19 protein-coding genes are annotated in these 24,711 nt (G+C 44.1%); 14 read left to right on the top strand and 5 right to left on the bottom strand.

All coding sequences use genetic code 11. The features are described from left to right. Positions 1 to 762 carry a DeoR/GlpR family DNA-binding transcription regulator gene (locus tag AC58PV_RS19505; protein ID WP_497433987.1) on the top strand — a complete coding sequence of 254 codons (762 nt, stop codon included), beginning with the start codon at positions 1 to 3 and terminating at the stop codon, positions 760 to 762. Positions 763 to 835: 73 nt separating this feature from the next. On the opposite strand, the gene AC58PV_RS19510 is transcribed toward AC58PV_RS19505, so the two are convergent. Beyond that, positions 836 to 3,724 carry a sensor histidine kinase gene (locus AC58PV_RS19510; protein WP_497433988.1) on the bottom strand — a complete coding sequence of 963 codons (2,889 nt, stop codon included), beginning with the start codon at positions 3,722 to 3,724 and terminating at the stop codon, positions 836 to 838. Positions 3,725 to 3,737: 13 nt separating this feature from the next. After that, positions 3,738 to 5,372: a response regulator gene (locus AC58PV_RS19515; protein ID WP_497433989.1), complete on the bottom strand. Its 1,635-nt coding sequence runs from the start codon at positions 5,370 to 5,372 to the stop codon at positions 3,738 to 3,740. Between the two features lie 205 nt (positions 5,373 to 5,577). Here AC58PV_RS19515 and AC58PV_RS19520 point away from each other — a divergent pair, with 205 nt between their 5' ends. From AC58PV_RS19520 to AC58PV_RS19540, 5 genes are all read left to right on the top strand, one after another. Then, positions 5,578 to 6,954, top strand: a complete 1,377-nt coding sequence (locus tag AC58PV_RS19520) for an ABC transporter substrate-binding protein (protein ID WP_497433991.1) — start codon at positions 5,578 to 5,580, stop codon at positions 6,952 to 6,954. Between the two features lie 64 nt (positions 6,955 to 7,018). Next, positions 7,019 to 7,903 carry a carbohydrate ABC transporter permease gene (locus tag AC58PV_RS19525; RefSeq protein WP_477569678.1) on the top strand — a complete coding sequence of 295 codons (885 nt, stop codon included), beginning with the start codon at positions 7,019 to 7,021 and terminating at the stop codon, positions 7,901 to 7,903. After that, a complete protein-coding gene (locus AC58PV_RS19530; RefSeq protein WP_497433992.1) occupies positions 7,888 to 8,712 on the top strand; it encodes a carbohydrate ABC transporter permease in 825 nt (274 codons plus the stop codon). The genes AC58PV_RS19525 and AC58PV_RS19530 overlap by 16 nt, the downstream gene beginning before the upstream one ends. Positions 8,713 to 8,920: 208 nt before the next feature. Beyond that, complete coding sequence (locus tag AC58PV_RS19535; protein WP_497433993.1) at positions 8,921 to 10,999, top strand: 3-keto-alpha-glucoside-1,2-lyase-like domain-containing protein; 2,079 nt, start codon at positions 8,921 to 8,923, stop codon at positions 10,997 to 10,999. A gap of 108 nt (positions 11,000 to 11,107) precedes the next feature. Next, positions 11,108 to 11,605 carry a metallophosphoesterase family protein gene (locus AC58PV_RS19540; RefSeq protein WP_497433995.1) on the top strand — a complete coding sequence of 166 codons (498 nt, stop codon included), beginning with the start codon at positions 11,108 to 11,110 and terminating at the stop codon, positions 11,603 to 11,605. A gap of 85 nt (positions 11,606 to 11,690) precedes the next feature. On the opposite strand, the gene AC58PV_RS19545 is transcribed toward AC58PV_RS19540, so the two are convergent. Next, entirely contained in the window at positions 11,691 to 12,563 is an 873-nt protein-coding gene (locus AC58PV_RS19545) for an aldo/keto reductase (RefSeq protein WP_497433996.1), read from the bottom strand. A 342-nt stretch (positions 12,564 to 12,905) separates the two neighbouring features. Here AC58PV_RS19545 and motA point away from each other — a divergent pair, with 342 nt between their 5' ends. Together motA and motB are read left to right on the top strand one after the other, a co-directional pair. Then, positions 12,906 to 13,700 (top strand): flagellar motor stator protein MotA, encoded by a 795-nt coding sequence (gene motA, locus AC58PV_RS19550; protein WP_497433997.1) that lies wholly within the window; start codon positions 12,906 to 12,908, stop codon positions 13,698 to 13,700. Further along, positions 13,697 to 14,503 carry a flagellar motor protein MotB gene (gene motB, locus AC58PV_RS19555; RefSeq protein WP_497433999.1) on the top strand — a complete coding sequence of 269 codons (807 nt, stop codon included), beginning with the start codon at positions 13,697 to 13,699 and terminating at the stop codon, positions 14,501 to 14,503. Before motA ends, motB begins: the two co-directional genes overlap by 4 nt. Positions 14,504 to 14,609: 106 nt before the next feature. On the opposite strand, the gene AC58PV_RS19560 is transcribed toward motB, so the two are convergent. Further along, positions 14,610 to 16,538 carry a methyl-accepting chemotaxis protein gene (locus AC58PV_RS19560; RefSeq protein WP_497434000.1) on the bottom strand — a complete coding sequence of 643 codons (1,929 nt, stop codon included), beginning with the start codon at positions 16,536 to 16,538 and terminating at the stop codon, positions 14,610 to 14,612. A 259-nt stretch (positions 16,539 to 16,797) separates the two neighbouring features. Here AC58PV_RS19560 and AC58PV_RS19565 point away from each other — a divergent pair, with 259 nt between their 5' ends. The 5 genes from AC58PV_RS19565 to phoU all read left to right on the top strand — a co-directional run bounded on the left by AC58PV_RS19565 (position 16,798) and on the right by phoU (position 21,136). Further along, the gene (locus AC58PV_RS19565; protein ID WP_497434001.1) at positions 16,798 to 17,718 is read left to right on the top strand and encodes a phosphate ABC transporter substrate-binding protein; all 921 of its coding nucleotides are present in this window, start codon (positions 16,798 to 16,800) and stop codon (positions 17,716 to 17,718) included. Between the two features lie 169 nt (positions 17,719 to 17,887). Further along, positions 17,888 to 18,826, top strand: a complete 939-nt coding sequence (gene pstC / locus AC58PV_RS19570) for a phosphate ABC transporter permease subunit PstC (protein ID WP_497434003.1) — start codon at positions 17,888 to 17,890, stop codon at positions 18,824 to 18,826. Continuing rightward, complete coding sequence (gene pstA, locus AC58PV_RS19575; protein ID WP_497434004.1) at positions 18,823 to 19,680, top strand: phosphate ABC transporter permease PstA; 858 nt, start codon at positions 18,823 to 18,825, stop codon at positions 19,678 to 19,680. Before pstC ends, pstA begins: the two co-directional genes overlap by 4 nt. Positions 19,681 to 19,683: 3 nt before the next feature. After that, the gene (pstB, locus tag AC58PV_RS19580; RefSeq protein ID WP_497434005.1) at positions 19,684 to 20,451 is read left to right on the top strand and encodes a phosphate ABC transporter ATP-binding protein PstB; all 768 of its coding nucleotides are present in this window, start codon (positions 19,684 to 19,686) and stop codon (positions 20,449 to 20,451) included. Positions 20,452 to 20,476: 25 nt separating this feature from the next. Then, positions 20,477 to 21,136, top strand: a complete 660-nt coding sequence (phoU, locus tag AC58PV_RS19585; protein WP_497434006.1) for a phosphate signaling complex protein PhoU — start codon at positions 20,477 to 20,479, stop codon at positions 21,134 to 21,136. A 52-nt stretch (positions 21,137 to 21,188) separates the two neighbouring features. Here the strand turns inward: phoU and AC58PV_RS19590 are convergent, their stop codons facing one another. Continuing rightward, entirely contained in the window at positions 21,189 to 22,760 is a 1,572-nt protein-coding gene (locus AC58PV_RS19590) for a response regulator (protein ID WP_497434007.1), read from the bottom strand. Positions 22,761 to 22,946: 186 nt separating this feature from the next. Here AC58PV_RS19590 and AC58PV_RS19595 point away from each other — a divergent pair, with 186 nt between their 5' ends. Further along, positions 22,947 to 24,689 carry a GGDEF domain-containing protein gene (locus tag AC58PV_RS19595; RefSeq protein ID WP_497434009.1) on the top strand — a complete coding sequence of 581 codons (1,743 nt, stop codon included), beginning with the start codon at positions 22,947 to 22,949 and terminating at the stop codon, positions 24,687 to 24,689. The last annotated feature ends 22 nt before the right edge of the window (positions 24,690 to 24,711 follow it).

Here is a 24,711-nt window from a genome sequence, read left to right on the forward strand (position 1 = left end):
ATGCTGGTAGCAGAAAGATGGCAGAGAATCGTTCAGTTGGTTAATGAAAGAGGAAGCATTCGCGTAACTGAGTTGAGTGAACTGTGCCAAGTAACGGAAGAAACGATTCGACGTGACTTGGATCGGTTAGAAGCCGATGGCAAGCTCATGCGCAGCCATGGCGGCGCTGTGAGCGTGAAGGAAGCGCAGACCGAAGTTCCTTTCTTGGAGCGGGAGACGGCGCACGCGGATTTCAAGAATAGCATTGCGAAAGAAGCGATTTCACATATTGGGGAGGGGGACCGCATCATTCTCGATGCGAGTACCACGGCTTGGTATATGGCCAAAATGATTCCCGACATGGCGATTACGATCATCACCAATTCGATGAAGGTTGCCTTGGAGGTTAGCGGTAAAGAGCGGATTCAAGTCATCTCCACAGGTGGTTTGCTTTCTCCGAAGTCCCTATCCTACGTAGGTCCATTATCCGAGCGATCCTTGGATATGTACCATGCGCACAAACTGTTTCTCTCCTGCAAAGGGGTTCACGTACAGCGCGGCATCAGCGAATCGAATGAACTTCAAGCGCTGATTAAGCGCAAAATGATTAGTATTGCTGATGAAACGTATTTGCTCGCAGACCATAGTAAGTTCGGCACGCAGGCGCTAACACAAGTTGCGGGTTGGTCGGACATTCAACATGTCATAACAGATCGGCTCACAAGCAAGGAATCGCTAGATCGCATTCGAGACAAGGGCGTGCAAGTCCGCCAATTGGATTAGCCGCGCACAGACGAACAGCCGTCCCACGTAAAGTGGGGCGGCTGTTTTCATGTTGGTGTAAGGATGCTACTCTTCACCCCTCATCCTCAGAAAGTAAGGGCAAGTGGAGGCGCACGAGTGTTCCTTCTCCTAGCTTGCTATCGATATCCCAAGTAAAACGATCAGTGAAATATAAATGCAATCTCTGGAGCACATTAATTAATCCGATACCAGATTGATTGGTTTCTCGTGATTCCTCTTCAATTAATCGCAAACGCTGTAATTGTTCCTCCGTCATTCCTGTGCCGTTATCGAGAATCTCAATATGCATATGGGTTCCATCGATATAGCCCTTAATCATCAATAAACCGTCAGCTTCCATTGTATCGAGGCCGTGGATGATCGCATTTTCTACAATAGGCTGCAAAATCAATTTAACCGTTAGGAAATGTTGCAATTCGGTTGAGACATCCCAAATGACAATGAAACGATTTCTTGCTCTTATTTTTTGAATCCGTAAGTACTGCTCCAGGTGGTCAAGCTCCTCTGACATCCGAACTAAACCGCTTTTTTTACTAATGCTGCCTCGGAAAAATTGTCCCAATGCAGTTGTCATTTCAACGATTTCGTTGGCGCCTTGTCTGAAAGCCATCCATTTGATGGACTCCAGTGTGTTGTACAGAAAGTGTGGATTGATTTGCTGCTGCAAGGCATGAAGCTGGGCTTCTTTCTCCAGGAACAGGAGCTCTTTCTCACGCAGTTTCGATTGATAATTTTCGGTAATTAACTCGTTCAAACGCTTGATCATATTGTTAAAATGGCGAGCTAGACTGGCAATTTCGTCTCGGCCTTTGTGATTCATTCGTGCTTCAAAGTTGCCCTCATTTACTTCGTGCATCAAGTCTTGCAGCTTTCGCAGCGGTTTGCTAATTAAACTGGAGATCAATGTTGCGATCAGCATAATCAGAATGCCGAATACAACGAAGAAAGCTGCACTGTACCACACGAGGGTAAGTACTTTCTTCTTCAATTCATCGGAAGGGACAATACCGACCATTTTTACCCCGAAGTAAGAGGCGGTGTCGTAGAAGACCATATACTTTTTGTTATGTGCATGTTTGAAATAGGAACCGCTCGTCTGTTGCATCATCGCTGCTACGAGAGGGTCTTCCTTCGTAAGTACATGCGAAGTAAGTTCGTCGTTGTCATGGGATAGAATCGTGCCGTTCGCATCCATCAGAAAGAAATAACCAGAATCTCCGATACGGATCGTTCGAAAGATATTATTCAGCATGTCCTGTTCCACATTGACAATCAAATAACCGAGCTGTGAGCCGAGATTGGACTCGCTGGAACTGCTAATTTTCCTGGCAAACGTAAGTACCGGTGTCATATACAGATTGCGATAGGTACCGATGAGCAGCAGTTCTCCCGAACTATGATCAAGCTTCTCAAAGACACGTGGATCGGTCTTCGATATTGGAACAGTGCCCGCGTACATCCCTGTATAGATTCGTTCACGGGTTTGATTGTAGAGCTCCATCGAGAGAAACTCTCTTTTCCGCTGCTTCATGTTACCGAATTGAAGTTCAAGCATCATGTTATCCGTTGGCAGTAAAGAAGTCGTTTCTGATTTGCGCATCGTTTGCTGGATTTCAGGATGATAAATTAATTGCTGCGTTAATCTGTCGTAATTCTTCAAACTGTAATTAATATTCCGTTTAACTTGTTGGATCGTACTTTCCGTAAGTTGAATGACCTTATTCTGATAGTTGTCATAATGTACGTAAGTCAGTAACAGGACAAACAGCAAGTTGGGTACAAAGGTGGTTAGGACAAAATATGCAATTAGCTTCGAACGCACGCGATAATTAGGGAAAACGATGCGTGGTTCAAGCGGCTCGCGTTCGTTCATTGCAGCAAATCCAGCGGATAATCCTTGTGATAATTCAAATAACGGCTTGGATAATGTTCCTGCAAACCAGAACGATAGGATCATGACAAATACAAGGGAGCCCAGCCCGAAAAAGAATAGGAAAGAATGTGTTCCATCCTGGCTTGTTAAGATCGATGCAATTGGGAATTCGCTCATGAGTTCAAATGGATAGGAAGATAGCTGAAAGTGAGTAACCAGCACTTTACTTCCATTTTTTTGAATGATGTTGTATGAAGTATCATCCGATTGCAGCGAGGAGGGGAAGTGCTCTTCATCCAAGCTGAAAGGCTTGTTGCTCCAAATAGGCAAGTGTTGATTGGTCAGCAATTGAAGTGTCTCATCCACATCAGAGCTATAGAATACTTCCTTCGCAAACTCGGGAATATTAAACGTCACCACCATCGTACCGATCGTTTCATTTTCCAGCCGGATGGGACGGTAGTACGCTATTTTTTTATGGAGCATGAGCGCTAATGTCTGTTCGTCCTTGTTCTTGATGAGAGGTTGATCCGAAGGGTTGTAATAAAACGGAACACCTTCTTGCTGCTTATAGAGATAGGCTGCGCTTTCATTTAACCAATGCGTAAATCTAAAATCGGTTCCCGCGTATTTGCCGCCATTATCGTATTCATACAGATAAACCAGATTGTTGTTACCTAGAATCATGATTTTGTCGATATAATCATGATAAAGTAACGTATCGTTAATTTCGCTCGTCAACCGCTGGACCCGTTGTCCGATTTGGATGAAATCGTTTTGCTGAAACGGTTCATTGACCGCTGTTTGTACCGAAGTGGTGTTTACCAACTTGTTCGTATTGGCATCTAAGTCTGCAAAGAGTGATTTGAAGTAATTGGCTGTTTGCTTGAATTCATTCACTTGGTATTCCGCTTTTTCTTGCACGATAAGACGACTTACGAAGGCTTCGGATAACCAATAAAAGGTTGTTGCTAGCATCAATGTGAGCAGCATCGAACAGAACATCAGCTTCTTACGAATCGAATGTTGATAGAGAAAACTTTTGATAAGCCGTTTCACACGTTCCATGTAGACACCGCTTTCAGTATGTGATGAAGGATTGACGGTACTCAAGCGGCGTTAGTTTCGTGTAACTTTTGAACGTCGTAGCGAAGTACTTACGGTCTTGATAGCCGACTAATTCACCGATTTCATATACTTTGAGATCGATGCGGCGCAGCAATTCTTTCGCTTTTTCCATTCGGCAGTTCTTCAAATAATCGATAAAATTAATGCCAGTTTCTTTTTTGAATTGAATGCTGAAATAACTGGGATTGAGATAAACGAGATCTGCCATTTGATTTAAGGTGATTTTTTCGCTGCTATGTTCTTCGATATATTTTTTTACTTGTTGGACTGCGGAATGTGAAGTCGTTTGCACGACGTCATTTAATTTTCTAATTTGCAGCGTAATGTCTGAAATTAAGCGATCCAGTGCGATTTTCAATTGAGATAAGGTTTGAAATTGTTCTACATATTCGGTAAATGGCATGTGAAGATTTGCCATCGTTTCAAATGAAGCGCCATGTAGATCTAATCTTCGTTCTAGCATTGTGAAGAGTGGCGTCAAGTATTTCAAGACCAGGGGGAGCTCTGCGCGTTCGGAGTCTAGGCCGCAACTGTCCCAGAAATGTTGGAAATACAGCGTGCTGTTACCGCTATTCCCCTCAAGCACCGCATCAAGAAGTTTGGTCTCAAAAGGATAGGGATATTCTTTGCGTTCAACGTGAAGACTGTCGGCAGGATCCCATTGGAACAACCCGCTGCTTTCGCGGAAAATATGGCGTTCCATAATGCTTCTCGCTTGCTTGTAGGAATCAGGGAAAGAGAGTAAACTCTGATAAACCTCACCTAAACCTATGATGGATCGACAACCCAGTTCCTGTTCAATGGCAACGATGATGTGCTCAAAAAGCAAGGAAAGTGTTTTACGTGGTGGAACCGTTGTCGCGTTCAGATTCAAGAAGAGGGCTAGTTCACCAGCTTTTTTCTTGAGCATATAGCTATGACATTGACTTGCTTCAAGATGACGTTCAATCATCGTGTTAGCCTTTGCCAACTTATTCACATCGGTTAGACCACCGTCGGCTTGGTCATGCCATTCGAACTTCACAGCTGCGCAACAATAATAGGTCGCGTTCATTTCAATTTCTAATAAGCTCATCTTTTCTTTGGCCTCATGATACTCAGGAAAGAAGTCTTCAAGTAATGACTGGAAGAAATGATCTCTGGCAGCAGGCAGGCTATTCGCCAACTGGTTCTCATAGGTTAGCAGCTTTTGCGACGATTGCCGTTCCGTATCCAATACAAGCTTTAACTTCATCATGCTTTCACTGAGGTGCTTCAAGTCCACGGGCTTCAACAAATATTCGGATACACCTGCTTGAAGGGCATCACGGGCATATGAGAATTCTTTATATCCGGACAAAATCACAATTTTGACATGAGGGTAATGGACCGAAATGGCTCTACTAAGCTCAATGCCATCCATGACGGGCATTTTAATATCCGTGAGGACGATATCGACATCACTGCGCTGCATCAGGTCGAGGGCTTGCTTGCCGTTGGCGGCTAGGCCAACTACCTGGAGCTGAAAGCGTTCCCAATAAAAGGAGTTTAAACCTTCCCGAATCTCGAATTCATCGTCAACAATCATAATTTTATAAGTATCGTTCATCGGACTCACTCCTTTGACTCTATAATAATCACGCATTCTTTTCATGTAAAGCAACTTATAGAGAACTTCCGATCAGAATCGACAACAGTCAAAAAGATCAAACCTAATCCAAAAACCATCCCCTATTTTTTTGACGCCAGTCACTCTACAATGAAACTCGTAGCTACACAATACATTCGGAATTACGAAAAATGGAGGCGCTTTTATGCAGGGGTTCAAGAGAAATTGGGCATTAATTAGTTTGTCGTCAATTGTTGGGTTAAGTCTTTTGAGCGGATGTGGTAGCGCTACCACGACGAAGAAAGAAACAGGAGCGGCAGCTTCTGCAAGTACGGCACCCAAAAAGGCTGATCCCGTAACATTGTCCATGTTCATTACTTCAGCAGGTCAGAAGGAATGGGAAGAGGGTACTCCTAACGATAAATTAAAGAAGCAATGGGAGACCAAAACGGGGAACAAGCTGGAACTTAACATTTTGCCAGGAACATTGGATGAAGCCATGAAGAAAATCGACATTGCGATGCTCTCCGGCGACAAGACGGATATTATCGGCCTTTCGAATCCAATCGATCAGAACAAGTATGCATCTAGAGATTTCTTGTATCCCATGAAAGATTTAGCGAAACAGGCTAATTACGATATTGATAAAATTTATGGAGATTCACTCACGAAATACAAAGATGAAGTGTACTATCTGCCAATGAATTTATCGATGTGGGCTGTCTTTTATAATAAAAAGCTATTTGATGAAGCAGGTGTTCCTTACCCAACAGGCAACTGGACGTGGAGCCAATACATTGAGACAGCTAAAAAATTAACGAAACCGGAAAAAGGTGTCTACGGTTCCTACATGCTTACCTTTGATAACTACTTATACTTGCAGGCTAGACAAAAAAATGTAGCAGGTTATAAGGCAGATGGCACTTCCAACTATGATGATCCTGCATTTAAAGATGCCCTTAAATGGTACAACGATCTGAGTGCTGTTCACAAAATTCAGCCGTCTTGGATTGAGTTTAAAACGAAGAAGCTGTCTAACCTTGGATTCTTAGAAGGCAAGTATGCGATGCATTTCATCGGAACATGGTACTTGGGTTCATTGAACAATTTCGAGAAATATCCGCGTGACTGGAAATGGGGCGTCGTTCAACCGCCAACACCTGATGACGGCAAAGGTAATAACAATATCGGGGTTACTTCCGCGCTTGCGATTAATAAGAAATCCGCGCATCCGAAAGAGTCGTTTGATTTCCTATCCTACTTTGCTGAGAATAGCTATAAAGAAAGAGGCGAATTCCCGGCTCAGAAAAATTTGAGCAAAGACGAAATGAATGCGGTTCTGAAAAATATCGCAGATAAATCGCAAGGCAGTGTAACTTCTGATGACCTTCGCAAAGCCTTGCTTGATAATGGACTTGGTTTCACACAAGAGAAATTGTTAGGTAGTGCGATGAGTGAGTACAGCAATATTATTATGCAGGAATCCGAATTGTTCTTTGCTGGACAGAAGTCAGTGGACGATGCTGTTAAATCCATTAAACAAAGAGAAGACCAAGCGATTCAAGCGGCTAGCAAACAATAATTGAGATGTGTTGGAGGAGGACATCCTGGTGGTGTCCTCCTTCCTACAAAGAGGAGAATGGAGCATGCTGCGGATTACGAATGAAGAAAAAGTTGCTTTCTGGTTTGTCACGCCTTTCGTGGCGGGATTTGCACTTTTTTATTTACTGCCTACGCTTTACGCTTTCGTCATTAGCGTATTAGATTACAACAGTTTTAAGAGCTTATCGGACTTGCACTTTGCCGGGCTTTCGAACTATATCGCTGTCTTGAAGGATCCCATTGCTTTAAGTTCTTTTGGAAGAAGCTTCCTGTTCATGATTTGTTATGTACCAGGAGTCATTATTGCAGCGTTGCTGCTTTCTATGTTATTTAATGCGACTTTTCACTTAAGAACATTAGCACGGACGTTGATTATGCTGCCATATGTAACGAATGTCGTGGCGATCGCGATTGTGTTTTCTATTTTGCTAAATCCCTATGATGGCGTTGTGAACAAACTGCTCGTAGCTGTAGGCGTGGAACATCCCCCATTGTGGCTGGGAGGCATTCACACTTCGCTGCCAACGATTGCTGGCGTTGAAGTATGGCATTCACTCGCTTTCCCGACTATCGTTTACTTGGCAGCTCTGCAAGGAGTGCCCAAAGATTTGTACGAATCGGCGGAACTCGATGGAGCAGGGCGATTTAAGAAATTTATGAGTGTGACCCTGCCTCTCATTTCACCAACGACTTTCTTTCTGGTCATTACCAACATTATCGGATCTTTTCAAAACTATGCCATTTTCCGAAACTTGACCAATGGTGGTCCAGGTACTTCGTCGCGTGTCATTTCATTGAATATTTACGAAGAAGCCTTTGCTTATAACAAATACAGTTTTGCATCTGCTCAAGCGATCCTATTGTTCGCCATCATTCTTGTTATTACGATCATCCAATGGAGGGGGCAAAAAAAATGGGTACATTATTAAAACCGAAACTAGTGCTTACCTACGTGATGCTTCTCATCGGCCTTGTGATGATCATCCCGTTCCTGTTCATGATTTCATTTTCGCTGAAAACACCGCTGGAGATGTCAGAGCATCCGGCCTCTCTTCTGATCAGCAACCCGTTTATGGGCAATTTCGAAACCATTTTCAAACACAAAACTTATTTCATCTGGTACTTAAACTCCGTTAAAGTCGTGCTAGGCGTTCTTTTGTTAAGAGGGCTGATTGTAACTATGGCGGCTTATGCCTTCGCAAGATTGGAATTCCGATTTAAAAATGTGATTTTCATGATCTTGATTGCCAAGATGATGATTCCATCCGATACGACCATTGTAGCGAGGTTCTTGTTGTATAAGTACCTTCATTTGAATAATACGCATTGGGCGATTATTCTACCGGCAGCTTTTGATGTCTTCTTCCTGTTCTTGCTTAGACAATTTTTCATTAGTATTCCCAAAGAAATATCCGAAGCAGCCATTGTCGATGGGTGTTCACATTACAAAGTGTACTACCGAATTATTTTACCGTTGGCCAAACCTGCGCTTGTCACAATGGTATTGTTTACCTTTCTCTGGACGTGGAACGATTTCGCCTCGCCCTTTGTATTCATTACGGACATGAAGAAACAACTGCTCACGGTTGGTTTATCCTACTTCCAGACCGAAGCGGGCGCTGACTATGCGCTGCAAATGGCCGGTGCCGCTGTTGCTGTACTGCCAACGATTATTCTGTTTATTTTTGCCCAAAAATACTTTGTTCAAGGTGTTGCGATGTCTGGAGTTAAAGGTTGAACATCTGCAGTTAACACGGAAGTAGTTGGAAAGGAGGTGAGTGAGGAGCACTCGCATATAAAGGAAACTTGCCTGGTGATAGACATAGCATCATCAGGCGAACTGCCTGTGATGTTGTTCTTCAATGGTAAGAGGAACAGCATTTTCTATGAAAAAATGTGAAAGCGTTAACAAAATTTGTGATTAATCAAGAAAAGGGGAATCATTCATGAATTCTGCCAAAAAATTACTAACAATCTTTGCGACCATCGTGATTCTGTTGTCCTTCCTAGGAACTTTGCCGAAATCCGCTATGGCTGCGGGTACAATCTATTACGTGGACTCTTCGAGACCGGATGACAGCGGGGATGGGAAAAGCACGGCAACGGCTTGGAAAAGCTTGACGAAGGTGAATGCGACAACGTTCACAGCTGGCGATCAGATCCTGTTTAAATCGGGAGGCACTTGGACCGGGCAGTTATATCCGAAAGGTTCAGGCGTGTCTGGCAGCCCAATTACAATCTCAAGCTACGGCAGCGGAAGTAAACCGCTCATTAACGGTAACGGACTTACGATGAATGCGGATGGGAGCGGAGGATCGGCTGTTTATTTGTACAATCAAGAGTACTGGGAAATTATGAACTTGGAAGTGACGAATAAGGGGGCGACCGCTGCCAAACGATTAGGTGTCAATGTGGTTGCCTCGGATTATGGAACGGCCAATTATATTCATATTTCCAATCTTACTGTACACGATGTCAATGGGATCAATACCGATAAGAAAAACGGCGGCATCGCTGTGCAGGCATTAGGAACTTCCGTATCCACGAAGTGGAACGACGTCCGGATCGAAGGGAATACCGTGTACACGGTGGATTCCACGGGTATTCAGACGCATTCCCGCTGGATGAACCGGGGCGGTATGGTGGATTCTGGTCCTTGGTCGGGCTTTACGAACGTGCTTATTCAATATAATACCGTGTATGATATCGGGCGTGATGGCATTCTGGTTAGAGTAAGTTCGGCACCCGTTATCCAGTACAATGTCGTTCATCATGCGAATATGCGTTCTGGTGCCGAGGGGGTCGCCATCTGGCCGTTCAATACGGACGATGCGCTCGTACAATACAACGAAGCGTATAGTACACATGGAAGTCTAGACGGTCAAGGATTTGACTCTGACTATGACTCTAATCGCACGATCATTCAATATAATTATAGTCACGACAACGAAGGCGGCTTTGTCCTCATTTGTAATAACGGAACAAGTAATTTCAACAATGGCACGATTGTGCGATATAACATTAGCCAGAACGATGGTACCCGTATTTTTCAATTAGCAGGTCCAGTCACCAATACGAGTATATATAACAACACGATTTATGTTAAGTCGGGAGTGGGCACAACGATCGTATTGATCAACGATTGGGGTGGCTATGCGAGTAATACGTCTTTCAAAAATAATATCATCTATAACTTAGGCAGCGGCGGATATATTATGGGAAGCAGTACGAACACGGTCTTTGATTCTAATGTTTTTTATGGCAATCACCCGTCTTCTGAGCCGAGCGATGCGCACAAGCTTATCTCTAATCCGCTATTCGTTAACCCGGGTACTGGATCAAGTCTGACAGGATTGGATGGCTATAAGCTGCAAAATGGCTCGCCTGCTATTGACAGTGGTGTTGCAATTAGCAGTAACGGTGGTAAGGATTACTGGGGTAGTGCAGTACCAGTGGGCGGTGTAACAGATCGGGGCGCATACGAAGGTATGGGGATCAGTTCCCAACCCGTAGTTACGCTATTTAGCGATAATTTCGAAAATGGATCCAGTAATTGGACGACTAGCGGGGGAACGTGGAGCGTTGTCACGGACGGCAGCAAAGTGTTCAATCAGTCCTTGGTTACGGGAGAGGCTCTTGCTTTTGCTGGGAGCGCATGGACGAATTACACCTACTCTTCGAGGGTGAAACTAAATAATGCGTATGCTAACGTAGGTATTCTTTTCCGTGTCACAGATGCAAACAACTACTATATGCTGCGGATCAACAACAGTACGAATACCCTTGATCTATATAAAAAGGTAAGCGGGACGTTGACCTTACTATCGAGTGTTTCGTTCAGCTCTACGATTAACACATGGTACGGCCTCAGCGTGAAAGTAACCGGGAACAATATCCTTGGTTCTGTGAACGGGACGCAGCTGATTAACTATACGAATGGAACAATGGAGCTGAGCACAGGTAAAGTTGGTTACCGCATGGCTTCTTCTACCGCTAGCTTTGATGATGCTGTGGTTACGCAGTAAAGTGAAATGCATGGGGGGGCGTGTCGCTCCCAACATATAGTTGCATTCCTACTTTTTCCTGATTAGTATATCCTTAATAACTAGTTGAAATGGGAAGGAGTATAAGGGATGCGAATAGGGGTTATCGCAGATACGCATTTATCCTACCGTGCCACGAAGCTGCCTAATGCACTTATTGCAGGCTTACAAGGTGTCGATCTTATCCTTCATGCAGGTGATTGGGTGAGTGAGCATGTCATTGAGCTTGTCGAGCAGATCGCACCATGTGAGTCGGTGGCAGGGAATAACGATGGGGAAGAAATTGTAGAGCGGTTTGGGAAAAGGAAATTACTAACCTTCGGGAATTTTCGAATCGGGCTTATTCATGGGGATGGTTTTCGTAAAACGACTGAAGAAAGAGCACGGGAGGCATTCGAGGCTGAACGGCCCGATATGGTGATCTTTGGACATTCGCACATCCCATTTCTCCAAAATGTACAAGGGACGATGATGTTCAATCCAGGTTCACCTACGGATAAAAGAAGACAGCCTCGCTACTCATATGGCATTCTCCAATTAGGGGAGAAATGGAAAGCAGAGCATTTCTATTTTGATTCTAAAGAATAATACTTAGCGTTGTATCAAGCACTTAAAAAGGGGCTACATCCCAAGTAGGTAATTTCTACTTGGGGGTAGCCCCTTTTTTCAGTTTCTACCGCACATACCACTCGCCAGACACCCAATCTGTCGATTTCCACTTCAGCACATCTGGATTGGCTAAATGCATGATTTCCTTCAAGAAATCAAGTTGCTCGAGATCGCTCATCGGTTTGAAGTTTTTGGCTATCGCGAGATTTTGCTCCAGTTGTTCCATAGACTCCATTCCAACGATAGCCGTAGATATCGGCAAAGACAATGTGTAGCGCAAAGCTTTCTCGTACCATGGTGCCAATTGGCCCAGCGCCATGACTTTCATTCCGATGATGGCAACACCTTGGTCGTTCGCCTTCGGGAGGAATTCATGAGCAAAGCTATAAACAAGATGATCGGCAGCGGATAGCGCAACAAGTGCGCTATCGAAAGGAAAGCGATCAATCGCCTCCAATTGGACATGAGGGTTCGTATGTCCACTGATCGAAATATGCTTGATCATGCCTTGTTCCTTCGCTTCAATTAAAGCTTCGAGTGCCCCGCCTTTGGCAAAGCACTGATCGAGCTCTTCCATTTTCATAATATTATGTAGGCGCCACTCTTCAACATGATCTGTCTGCAGCCGTTTCAGGCTGTCTTCGAGCAGTCGCAGGGAACCGTCTCGCGTACGGTCATTGGTTTTGGTTGCAATCCATACGTCGTTTCGACGATTATGCAGCGCCAGTGCTTTGCCTAATCGCTCTTCAGATTGCCCTTTCGAGTAGCTCGGGGCTGTGTCATAGTATGTAATTCCTTCGTCAATCGCACGATTCACAATCTGAATCGCTTCTTCCTCTGTGCAATTATGTTCATCGACAATACGCTGTGCACCAAAGCTTAGTATTGGGAAATGGGCTCCCGTCTGGCCAAAAGGTCGTTTTTCCAATCCAATCATTCCTCCTACAGTGGCATGCTGAAGTTATTCAATCCTATCGTTCCCAAAATGGATACCAAGACATACCAATTTTACCACAAGAGTTGAATTTCGAAAGAGAGCGATTTAAGAAGGAATTCAATGCAACCTTATCTAATTAAAAGGGAAGCGTTTCTCGTCAGGATTCGACCAAATTTGAACGAAATGATGAACAAGTGGGCCTTTCTGCCTAATATATTAACGAAAAAGGATTGTGGTAAATCGCAATTAATCATATTATGAATATAGGGCTCAGTTATTGTCGAAAGCTTGGTCAAACAAGCTGAAATACATAAATCGATTACTTGAAGAGGTGTATGAAGGATGGAAAAATCGTCAATTATTGGAATCGTGCTGGCTGCAGTATCTATTGGCTTTGGTATGGTGCTAAAAGGTGCAAGTCTAGCGGCATTATTGAATCCTGCGGCTGCATTAATCATTTTCGGAGGAACAGCTTCCGCATTGTTCATTGCTTTCTCGATGGAAGAAATCAAAAAGATCCCGGCCTTACTCAAAATTATTTTTACTGAACAGAAACTAATGCCTAAGAAAGAATTGATCGAGACGTTTATTAACTGGGTGAGCATCACACGTCGGGAAGGACTGCTATCTTTGGAGAAACAAGCAGAAGAGCTTTCTGATCCTTTTATGAAAAGTGGCATGCGACTCATTATCGATGGAAATGACCCTGATTTCGTGCGCGATGTACTTCTTGAAGATATTGCTGAAATGGAAACAAGACATAAGAAATATGCGAGTATTTTTACACAAGCAGGTACATATGCACCTACACTAGGCGTACTTGGTGCCGTTGTCGGACTTATTGCGGCACTTGGTAATTTGAGCGAAGTCGAGAAGTTGGGTCACTTGATTTCAGCTGCCTTCGTTGCAACCATGTTTGGTATTTTCTTGGGTTATGTTATTTTTCACCCTTTTGCTAACAAGCTGAAACAGAAGTCCAAGAAAGAAGTTGAAATAAAGCTGATGGTCGTAGAAGGGTTACTTTCCATCCAGTCTGGTGTGTCTGCGAACTCTGTGAAGCAGAAGATGATGATTTTTGTTGCGAACAAAGATCGTGCGTCATATGAAGAAGGTGCGGAGGGGGCTTCTGCACAGTGAGTAAAAAAAAGAAGCATGAGGATCATGAAGAACACGTCGATGAATCCTGGCTGATTCCCTATGCGGATTTATTGACTTTACTACTGGCCCTTTTCATCATTTTATTTGCATCAAGTCAACTTGACTCTAAGAAATACGATTCCATTATGCGATCGTTAAATAATGCGTTCACGGGTGGCGAAGCACCTTTCGCCATGTCGAATTTAATTCCAATTGATGATGCTGCGAATTCTACGAAAAATAATTTCAAGAATCAGAACCCGCCTTCCAAAGAAGAGAACAAGGTCGAGAGTCAATTAGCTGCTAAACTTCAGAAGGAAGAGAAGGATCTGGAAGAACTGAAGCAAAGCATGGATGCGTTCATTAAAGAGAATAACATGAGTGAACAGTTAACAACCAAGCTCGATAATGAAAAGTTGACGATTACAATCAGCGATCGAGCACTGTTCGATTCAGGATCGGCCACCATCAAGCAGGAGTCCCAAAAATTAGCCACATCGATGTCGAATTTGTTGGGGCAATACCCTGGCTATGAAGTCGAGGTGGCTGGACATACGGATAATATTCCGATTCACCGGGCAGACTTCGAGACGAATTGGGATTTAAGCGCGAAGCGTGCCGTGAACTTTATGAAATTGTTGCTCGTCAACACGAAGATCCAACCAGCTTCGTATTCCTCCGTTGGCTATGGCGAGTATCGTCCTGTCGTTGATAATTCAACAACCGAGGGGCGGGCTACGAATCGCCGTGTAGAAGTGAGCATTCTCCGTAACATCAAAGCAACAGATGAGATCGCGAAATAAATGAGAAAAAGGGCCGCAGACTAGGGCCCTTTTTGGGTCTTAAAGCCTTGCACGCCGTAACTGCGGCAGGGTTGAGAGAGGAATAGCGCCCCAAAAGGGCGCTATATTATTTAACCCCGACTAATTCTTTCTTTTCTTGACGCTGTTCCTCTTCTTTGTGTTCCGGTTGTTGTTGAGGTACGTCACGTTTCGGTTCAACTGCGTGTTCTACCAATTCCTGTTCAATCGCTGCAATTTGTTCCACGATTTGTTCCACGATTGGATCTTCTGTAGAAGGGATCTCTACTTCTACGATTTCATCCTCACGAACATCCTCTACAATCTGAAACTTACTAATTTCCTCAAAAAGCTGTTGAGCCAGCTCCAGAATATCATCAGACTCTTCGGCGATACGACGGATCGAAGCGTCCTGCCCAATGCTGGTCGAGTTCACCTCTTCGACTCCTGCCGCTGTTTCTTGCGCAATTGCAGCAACGAACTGAACAGAATCGACGAGGAGATTGTTTTTGGACTGGGCTTGTTCGATTTTCTGATGAATCTGTACAATCTGCTCACGGATGACTAAGGTCGATTGTTCAATTCTACTGAAGGAACCGAAAGTCATTTCCACGTGGCTGCTTTGCGTGAGTGCAGATTCACGCGCATCAACCAATGAAAGCTGCAGCTCTTGAATCTGCCCTTGCAGCGTCCCGATGATACCGCTGATCGTCTTCGACGATCCGTTCGTTTGGAGGGACAGCTCGCGTACTTCTTCCGCGATCACGGAGAAGCCGCGGCCGTGCGCGCCGGCTCTGGCCGCTTCGATCGCGGCATTCAACGCTAGGACATTCGTCTGCGTTGAGATTTCCATGATCGAGCGCACGATGGCGCCGATCTGCTTGGAGCTGGCGCTGAGCGTCTGCATCGCCGCATCGACCTTCTGCAGCAGGAGCTGCGACTGCGCAGTTGACGCTTTGAGCGCTTGCACGGACGCAGTACCTTGCTGCGTATCGAGGGCAGCTGCGTCGCTGCTGCGTTTCATTTCATGGGTATACGCGTTGATATCGCGAATCTCTTCTTCTAGTTCAGCTATGAGCATCGAGCTGCTCTCTGTTTTCATCGCTTGTTCGTCTGCGCCGGTCGATATCTCGTGAATCGCTTTGAGAATATCGGAATTCGCCGAAGCCGTCAGCTGGGAGAAGCGATGAAATTCATGCGAATGGGCAGATAGTGATGAAGCAATGCCCTTGGTTGCACCAAGCATGAGGCGAACTTGTCGTATCATCTGGTCAAAGTTATTACTTAATTGCCCGAGCTCATCTTTGGCAGAGGAATTAATGGTGTGGGTTAAATCGCCGGATGCAATACGTGCAACGGCTCTTTGCAGAACCGAAATCGGACGCGTGAATGAGGTAATGATAAGAAACGCGATAACCAAGGTAAGAAAGAAAACGAAAGCAGAAGCAATTAACATGATGGTACGGCTATTGTTGAGCGCTTTGGAAGAGTCTGCAATTGCAGCAGCAGCACCGTCAGCATACGTTATGTAGAATTTATCAACTAAACCAAAGATGTTATCCTTCAACTCTTGGGATTCACTATATAAGTACAACAGATTAATCTGTAGATCGGTTGGCTTCATGCTGGTGTCCTGAACCATTTTAGCTGCGGAATCGAAATTGTTTATGTAATCAACGGACGCTTGAATCAACTGGCTTCGCCATTTTTGCTGATCGGGCGTACTGGCCGTATCTCCAATCTTCTTGATGGAATCATTGTAGGGTTGACGTTTACTATTGTACTTCTCAATGAATTCCGGTTTCTTGGAGATCTCCAGACCAGAAGCAATGATATTCATCTCCTGAACCAAATTCTTAAGTTCTAGAGCCAACACCTTGAGCTCTACTTTATCGTTTTGTTCAGTCATATGCTGCTTAATTTGCGTCACTTGATGTAGGTTGAACAGGGCCACGGCCAAGAAAATGAACAACACGCCGCTGAAACTTGCAATTAATTTTGCACGCATCGAGAAGTTGGACAACAACATTTTACCCATATGTATACCTCCTATAAATAGACAAGCTTAGACATTATTCGTCTAATTACTTATTAATATAGGGGACTTCTATTAACTAAAGCGTCGAACTATGTAAACGATTTGTAAATTAAAAGTTTTACATTACGTTAACGTTTCGTGGGTTTGTAATTTACATTCGCTTGTTACCATAGGGAAGTAAGGTCGTTCGACACACAAGTAGATGGGGATCGAACTTAACCAAATCCAGCACATACATTCAAAGGAGGACATGTTAACTATGTTTAACTTCATGTCGAAAAAAGGAATTACATTTACATTATCCGCGGTATTAATGATGGGGACTTTGGTTGGTTGCGGCGCAAAAACAGAGACGAACAACGCAGCAGCAACAACGGCAGCAACGACAGCAGCTTCTGCTTCTGCTAAGCCAACAGATGCTCCTAAAACAGAGCTAACTGGTACAATAACAGCTTCCGGTTCCAGCGCACTTCTTCCATTGGTTAAGCAAGCAGCAACAGAATTTATGGAGAAGAACCCGAAAGTAACAGTTAACGTTACAGCTGGCGGTTCAGGTACAGGAATTAAGAACGTAGCAGACGGAACTTCCGATATCGGTAACTCCGACGTAGAACCTGCTGCTGAATATAAAGATAAAGGTCTTGTGGACCACCAAGTTGCTATCGCACCTTTTGCTTTCATCGTGAACAAAGATGTGACAGTTGACAACATCACGAAAGCACAAGCAACTGATATCTACATGGGTAAAATCACGAACTGGAAAGAAGTAGGCGGTAATGATTTGAAAATCGTTCTTGTTCACCGTCCGGACAGCTCAGGTTCCCGTACACTTGTTAAACAAATTATTTTGGATGGCAAAGAATTCACAAAAGACGGTATTACACAAGAAAATAGTGGTGCAATGAAAACAGCGGTTGTAGGTCAATCCGGTTCTATTGGTTATGTCGATACACCTTACATCGATGACACTGTAAAAGCTTTGAAAATTGATGGCGTAGCTTTCACAGAAGACAACATTAAAAACGGCACGTACAAATTGTTTGGTGTAGAGCATATGTACACAAAAGGTGAAGCTAAGGATCCTGCGAAAGCATTTATCGCTTATATTCAAAGCAAAGAGTTCCAAGCTAAACAAGTTCGTGACTTGAAATTCTTACCAGCTGACCTGTTGAAAAAATAAGATATCTCACCAAGAGCGTCCGCATATCCATGCGGGCGCTCTTTTTCTATGTCGAATGAGCACCGCGAAACTTTTACATTGCCTTAACAAATCATTTACGATCCAATGACATTCATATTCTATGATAATAGTAAGTCTTGTGTTAATGCAGAGAAAGGGGAATCACGAAGTGAATTCCATAGTAGATCAACTAACCAGCGCCAAAGCGGACGGAAGGAATCGTCCAGTCATCACCAAATGGACCCAAAGACAGCATCGACAAGATAAAATAATGAGGTGGTTGTTTGTAGGCAGTGCTGCATTGGTTTCTGCCATCATTTTCTCTATCATTGTTTTCGTTGGTATGCAAGGAGTCAAGACCTTTCAAGGTGTGAGTCCTCTCGAATTTTTCTTCTCAACCGACTGGACGCCTGGTCAAAATAAATTCGGTGCATTTCCATTCCTATACAGCACATTGATCATGACACTTGTTGCTGTTGTTATCTCCGTTCCGCTTGCTTTATCAGGTGCGTTGTTTATGGCGAAAATTGCTCCTAAATGGATGCGTGAGATCATGCGTCCTGCAACAGATTTATTCGTTGGGATTCCATCTGTTGTCTATGGATTGATCGGGATGACCGTCATCGTGCCAGCATTAGGCCGCATGACAGGTAATGTGGCTTACGGGATTTTACCAGCCTCTATCATCTTAGCCATTATGATTCTCCCTACTATTCTGTCCATTTCCGAAGATGCCATTCGTTCACTTCCTGGTCGTTTAGAAGAGGCTTCCTTAGCACTGGGTGCAACACGGTGGCAAACGATGTGGCGCGTACTCTTGCCAGCGGCAAGACCTGGTATTCTGACGGCCATCATCCTTGGGATGGGCCGCGCAATTGGTGAAACGATGGCCGTATTCATGGTAATCGGAAACTCACCTCAAATGCCCAAATCGTTGCTTGACTCCACCACAGTGTTAACAACAGCGATCGTCAAAGATATGGGAAATACGAATTACGGATCAACTTGGAATAATGCGCTCTACCTAATGGCGTTGGTTCTCCTTGTCATCTCCTTATCTCTCATTCTCATCATTCGTATCGTAGCTAAGAGGAGTGAACTTAAATGACAAGTAAAACAACGGATCGTATTGCGACCCTATACTTTTGGTCATCAGGCGTTATCATTATCGGGATCCTGGCATGGTTTCTCGTTCGTATATTAGGTGATGGCATACCTTATCTCTCCTGGCATTTCATTTTCGGGCAACCGGAAGAAATTAAAGCTGGCGGAGGGGTAGGACCGCAGCTATTCAACTCCTTCTATGTCTTGTTCTTGTCACTTGTGATTTCGATTCCTATCGGCTTATTCTCAGGTATTTACTTAGCGATTTATGCGCAAAAAAATTGGTTCACGGATCTCGTCCGAATATCTGTTGAGGCACTATCTTCCGTACCATCCATCGTTTTTGGTCTATTCGGATTTCTATTATTCGCTAATTTACTTGGGCTCAAATTCTCAATCCTTGGCGGCGCGGCGACCGTGGCGCTGTTGAATCTACCCGTCATGGTACGGGTTACCGAAGAAGCCATCCGCACTGTGCCTGACTCCTACTGGGAAGCAAGCTTGGCTCTGGGCTCAACCAAATGGCAGGCGATCCGCAAGGTACTTATCCCGGCAGCATTACCTAATTTAATTACGGGGATCACCTTGATTGCCGGTCGTGCGCTTGGTGAATCAGCCATTCTCATCTACACAGCCGGATTGTCCGTTTCACGCTTCTTCCCAGATTTCAATCCACTCAAAATGGGAGAAACGCTCTCCGTTCATCTCTGGTACATCGGTGCAGAATCGCTCGTTCCAGATGCGAAAGAAATTGCTAAAGGCAGTGCTGCTCTACTACTAATCGTTGTCTTAATCTTTAATCTGCTGGTTTCGATACCAAGTCGAATCTTACAAAAAAGACTTTCCGGGGGGAAATAACATATGGCTATTGCGACGAAGTATAAAATTAAAGCAGAAAAATTAAATTTATTTTATGGAGATAATCAGGCACTTCATGACGTAGATTTAAGTATTGAAACAGGAACAATTGCTGCGTTGATCGGACCATCCGGTTGTGGGAAGTCAACTTTCCTACGTACCTTAAACCGTATGAATGATCTCATTGATAGCGTACGGATTACGGGAAATGTAGCCGTGGATGGACACAATATCTATGGTCAAGATTCTGACGTCGTTTCGCTCCGTAAGCGTGTAGGCATGGTATTCCAACGCCCGAATCCATTCCCAATGAGTATCTATGATAACATCGCTTATGGTCCGCGGATTCATGGCATCAAGAAAAAGTCTGTGCTAGATGACATTGTGGAACGCAGTCTCGTACAAGCTGCACTTTGGGACGAAGTTAAGGACCGACTGAATAAGTCTGCAATGGGATTATCCGGCGGACAACAGCAACGTTTATGTATCGCTCGTCTACTCGCTGTAGAGCCAGATGTACTGTTAATGGATGAGCCGACTTCGGCATTGGATCCTATTTCAACCTTGAAGGTAGAAGAATTAACACAAACTTTAAAAGAGAAATATACGATCATCATCGTGACCCACAACATGCAACAAGCTGCGAGAATTTCCGATAGAACCTCTTTCTTCCTGAACGGTTATTTAGTTGAGACTGATCAAACCGATAAGATCTTCACGAATCCTAATGATCAACGTACAGAAGATTACATTACCGGACGTTTCGGTTAAAACACATAAAGGGAGAGATATTGACATGGATGCAAGACCAGGGTTTCATCAGTCATTAGCACTATTGCAACAAGAATTACAGCAAATGGGAGAAAGCGTGGAGGACTTAATTTTCAAATCCGTAGAATCCCTTGCCAAGCTGGATGAGAAAACCGCACTGCAAGTCATCCAGAAGGACGATCTCATTGATGACTATTTAACGACCATTGATGAGCTATGCTTACGTTTAATTGCACTTCAACAACCCATGGCTAGTGACCTGCGAATTATTGGAACCGCACTTAAGATTGCAACTGACTTGGAGCGTATCGCAGATCATGCGGTAGATATAGCGAAGATCACGATCCGTTTCGCAGGTGAAGAACTGGTGAAGCCGCTTGAAGTTATTCCACAAATGGCTGAGATCGCGATTGAAATGCTTCATGAGAGCCTGCAATCCTACACGGAACGCGATGTACATCGTGCAGCGTCGTTAGCCGAGAAAGATGACCGTGTAGATAAGTTATTCAGTACGGTGATGCAGGAACTGATGGGGTTGATGGGAACTGATTATCACAGAAATCGTCAATTGACTCATCTGTTATTTGTTGCGCACTTCTTAGAGCGTGTGGCAGATCATACGACGAATATCGGTGAAGGCGTCATCTATATGGTTACAGGAAAACGTAAGGATCTTAACGTGTAATAGCAATAAGGGCCATCTCTAGAAGTGATCTACTTCAGGAGATGGCCCTTTCTCATTTGGCGTGAAGCGGGAAGCGAATGATGAAGGTTGTCCCATTCGGGGTCGAACTCACTTCAATCGTAGCGTGATGTCTGGCAGCGATGCTGTAGCAAATGGCTAAACCAAGCCCAGTTCCTTCATCCTTCGTCGTGAAGAAGGGGCGACCAAGCTTCTCCAAATGCTCTGTCCGAATGCCACTACCTTGGTCAGCAATCAAGAGAACAACGTGTTCCGGTTCCTGATAGGTTTCAATGGATAGTGTTCCACCTATGTTCATGGCTTCAAGACCATTCATACACATGTTCAGAATAAGTTGTCGCATTTCTTTGTCATCCAGCTGTATCTCTGGACAATAGCCGAATTGTCCGTTCACATGCTTGCCTGACATAACCGCTTCTGCTTGAATGAGAGGCAATAAGCTTTCAATGATACGATTGATATTCTCAGGACGTTGATAGGATTGCTTATTTTTGGCAAGGGACAGATATTCCGTAATAATATCGTTGGCCCGGTCCAATTCTTCTAACATGATGGGGATATATTCTTTTTGCATATGGCGATCATTTTCTTGGAAGAGTTGAAGAAAGCCGCGGATGGTCGTCATCGGATTCCGGATTTCGTGCGCAATCCCTGCGGCCATTTCACCCACTAGGTTTAATTGGGCAAGGCGTGCCATTTCGGTTTCGAATCGAAGACTTTCCGTAATATCCACGGCGACATGCAGCAAGCAATTTTCATCTTCGATATCGATAATTTCTGTGGATAGCAGCGCAGTTCGAATATCGCCAGATTTGGTGACGTAGCGAACCTTTTCATTCCGAACAATATCGCCATATTTGGCGGGGTTATTAGCATCATCACGCATGATATTCAAGGCTGTGCCAATCACTTCGTCTCCATAGCCTGTATGCTGCTTCCAGCTCTCATTAACATCCAGATAGGTGAGTTCCGGTAATCGACGAATGGCCATTAAGGACGGGGAGAGGATGAACATTTTTTTGAAATGCTCTTGCGAGTTCATAAGTTTCTCGTGGGCATCGACGAGCTCTGAGGTACGTTCTTCCACCCAATTCTCGAGAAGTAAGTTTTGCTCGATTAATTTCTCTTCAGCTTCTGCAAGTTTGCGATTCGTTTCTTCTAAATCCAATGTGCGTTTATGTAAAAGCTCGCTTTGAGCTTTCAGCTTCTGATGGTTTAGATGCATATTGACGAAACCATCTACCTTCATGCGCAGCATTTTGGGATGAACAGGTTTAAATAGGTAATCAATCGATCCCACATGGTACCCTCGTAAGACATGCTCAATCGAGGTACTCAGGGCTGTTAAGAAAATAATGGGGATATCTTGACAAGCCTTGCGTTGCTTTATTAATTCAACGGTTTCAAATCCGCTAAGCCCCGGCATCTGAACATCCATCAAAATTACCGCAATATGGTCAGCAGGTTCTTTTAATAAATAGCGAAGTGCTTCCTCCCCTGATTGTAATGAAATAACGTCATAGGAAGAAGAGGCCAGAATGCTATTCAGAGCCAGCAAGTTTTCATAGCGATCATCTACCGCCAAGATTTTTACTTGTTGTTCCATCGGTTGTCCTTTCCGCACAAGATCTGCTATACGCACCTACAATCCATATCTCACCTTTTCGAGGAAAAAGTGTAATTCCCTCTTTTTTTCTTAAAGTCTTTACACACATTTTACATATGGTTAATCTTACCTGCCATTTGATCTGATAGACTTGAATTAATGCAGAAAAAGATAAGGATGATGGACATGCTTACTCAGTCAGAAGTCGCGATACAGTTTCGTAATTTGATAGAAGAACAACGGATTTCTTCCGTATATCAACCAATTGTATCCTTGCAAGATGGGCAAGTGATGGGGTATGAAGCGTTAACTCGCGGTCCAGTGGATGGTCCTTTTCATTCGCCGCTGGCGATGTTTCAATACGCGGAGGGACAAGGTGAACTGTATCGTCTAGAACGGCTAGCACGTGAGAAGGCCATACAAGGCTCTATATTGGAACACGCACAGCAATTGTTATTTATTAATATCTCGTCACATGTGTTAGAGGATCCTAGTTTTATTCCAGGTACAACGCTCGAGATTCTGCAGAAATATGGACTTCGTCCTCATAATGTCGTGTTCGAAATTACGGAAAGAAGCTCCATCGAGGATTTCTCGTTGGCCAAGAAAATTCTAGCTCATTATCGGACACAGGGGTATCGAATCGCGATTGATGATGCGGGAGCAGGATATTCTTCACTTCAAGCGATTGCCGAGCTGCAGCCTGATTTTATCAAAATCGATCGTTCTCTGATTGAAAATATTCATTTGAATAAAGTGAAAGCCTATATTCTCGAAACCTTCGTTACATTTGCTCAGAAAATGAACATTTCGTTGATTGCTGAAGGTATTGAACAAGTAGAGGAGTTAGCTAAAGTCACTCAGATGGGTGTACATTATGCGCAAGGCTTTTTACTCGGGAGACCGTCTACATCCGTAGCGACAGTGCAAGAGACACATAAAATGACCATATGGCAGCATCGCAACGTACAAGGAGGCACGATGACTTGGCATATTGGCGAGCTAAAAACACCTGTTGGCGTGTTCCATACGAAAGTGCAAATCTCTGAGATAGCGGAGTTTTTCAAAAGGAATCAAGAGGCTGTCGGGGTTGTCATTGTCCAAGATGATGAACCTCGCGGCCTTATGATGCGAGAGCGCCTATTCCAGCATTTAGCAGGTCAATATGCCTACTCCTTGTACTGGAACCGCACAATTGATAGCGTAATGGATGCTTATCCACTGATCGTTGACGAGTTAACGCCTGTGGAGCAAGTGTCTCAGCTCGCAACTTCACGTGCGATTCATCATTTATACGATCTTGTCATCATTACAAGTCAGGGGAAAATGGCTGGAGCCGCTTCCATACGAACGATATTAGAGAGTATTACGAATGTGAAGATGGAGTCAGCTCGCGTCGCGAATCCGTTAACAGGTCTTCCGGGGAATTTGCAAATTAATCGGGAATTGAACAAACGAATAACGGCAAGAGTACCCTTCCATGTGATTTATGCGGATTTGGATTATTTTAAATGGTACAATGATCGCTTCGGGTTTCAAAAAGGAGATCAATTAATTCAATATATGGCTGATTTAATGCAGCAAGCGATCGCGTTCTATGGAACTCCAACCGATTTTGTCGGACATGTCGGCGGTGATGATTTTATTGCAATATCCTCTTCACTATCGCCGAAACACCTGTGTGAGGAAATCATCCTTCGGTTCGAATCGGGAGTCCGTATGTTCTATGAGGGCGAAGAATGGGAGTATGTCGTGGATCGAAGTGGTCAGCAAGTGAAAAGCGAAGGGGTCACGGTGTCCTTATCTTTGGTCATCTGCAGTTGTGAGTCCCCTATTTCACTAGACTATATTTCTCAAACGGCGGCTGGGCTCAAGAAGAAAGCCAAATCGCATCAAGGCAGTATTTATTGTTTTCAAACCATTGGCTAGTCTTGTATTTAACAGATGTCAG

The sequence above is a fragment of the Paenibacillus sp. J22FR83 genome (assembly GCF_059691955.1).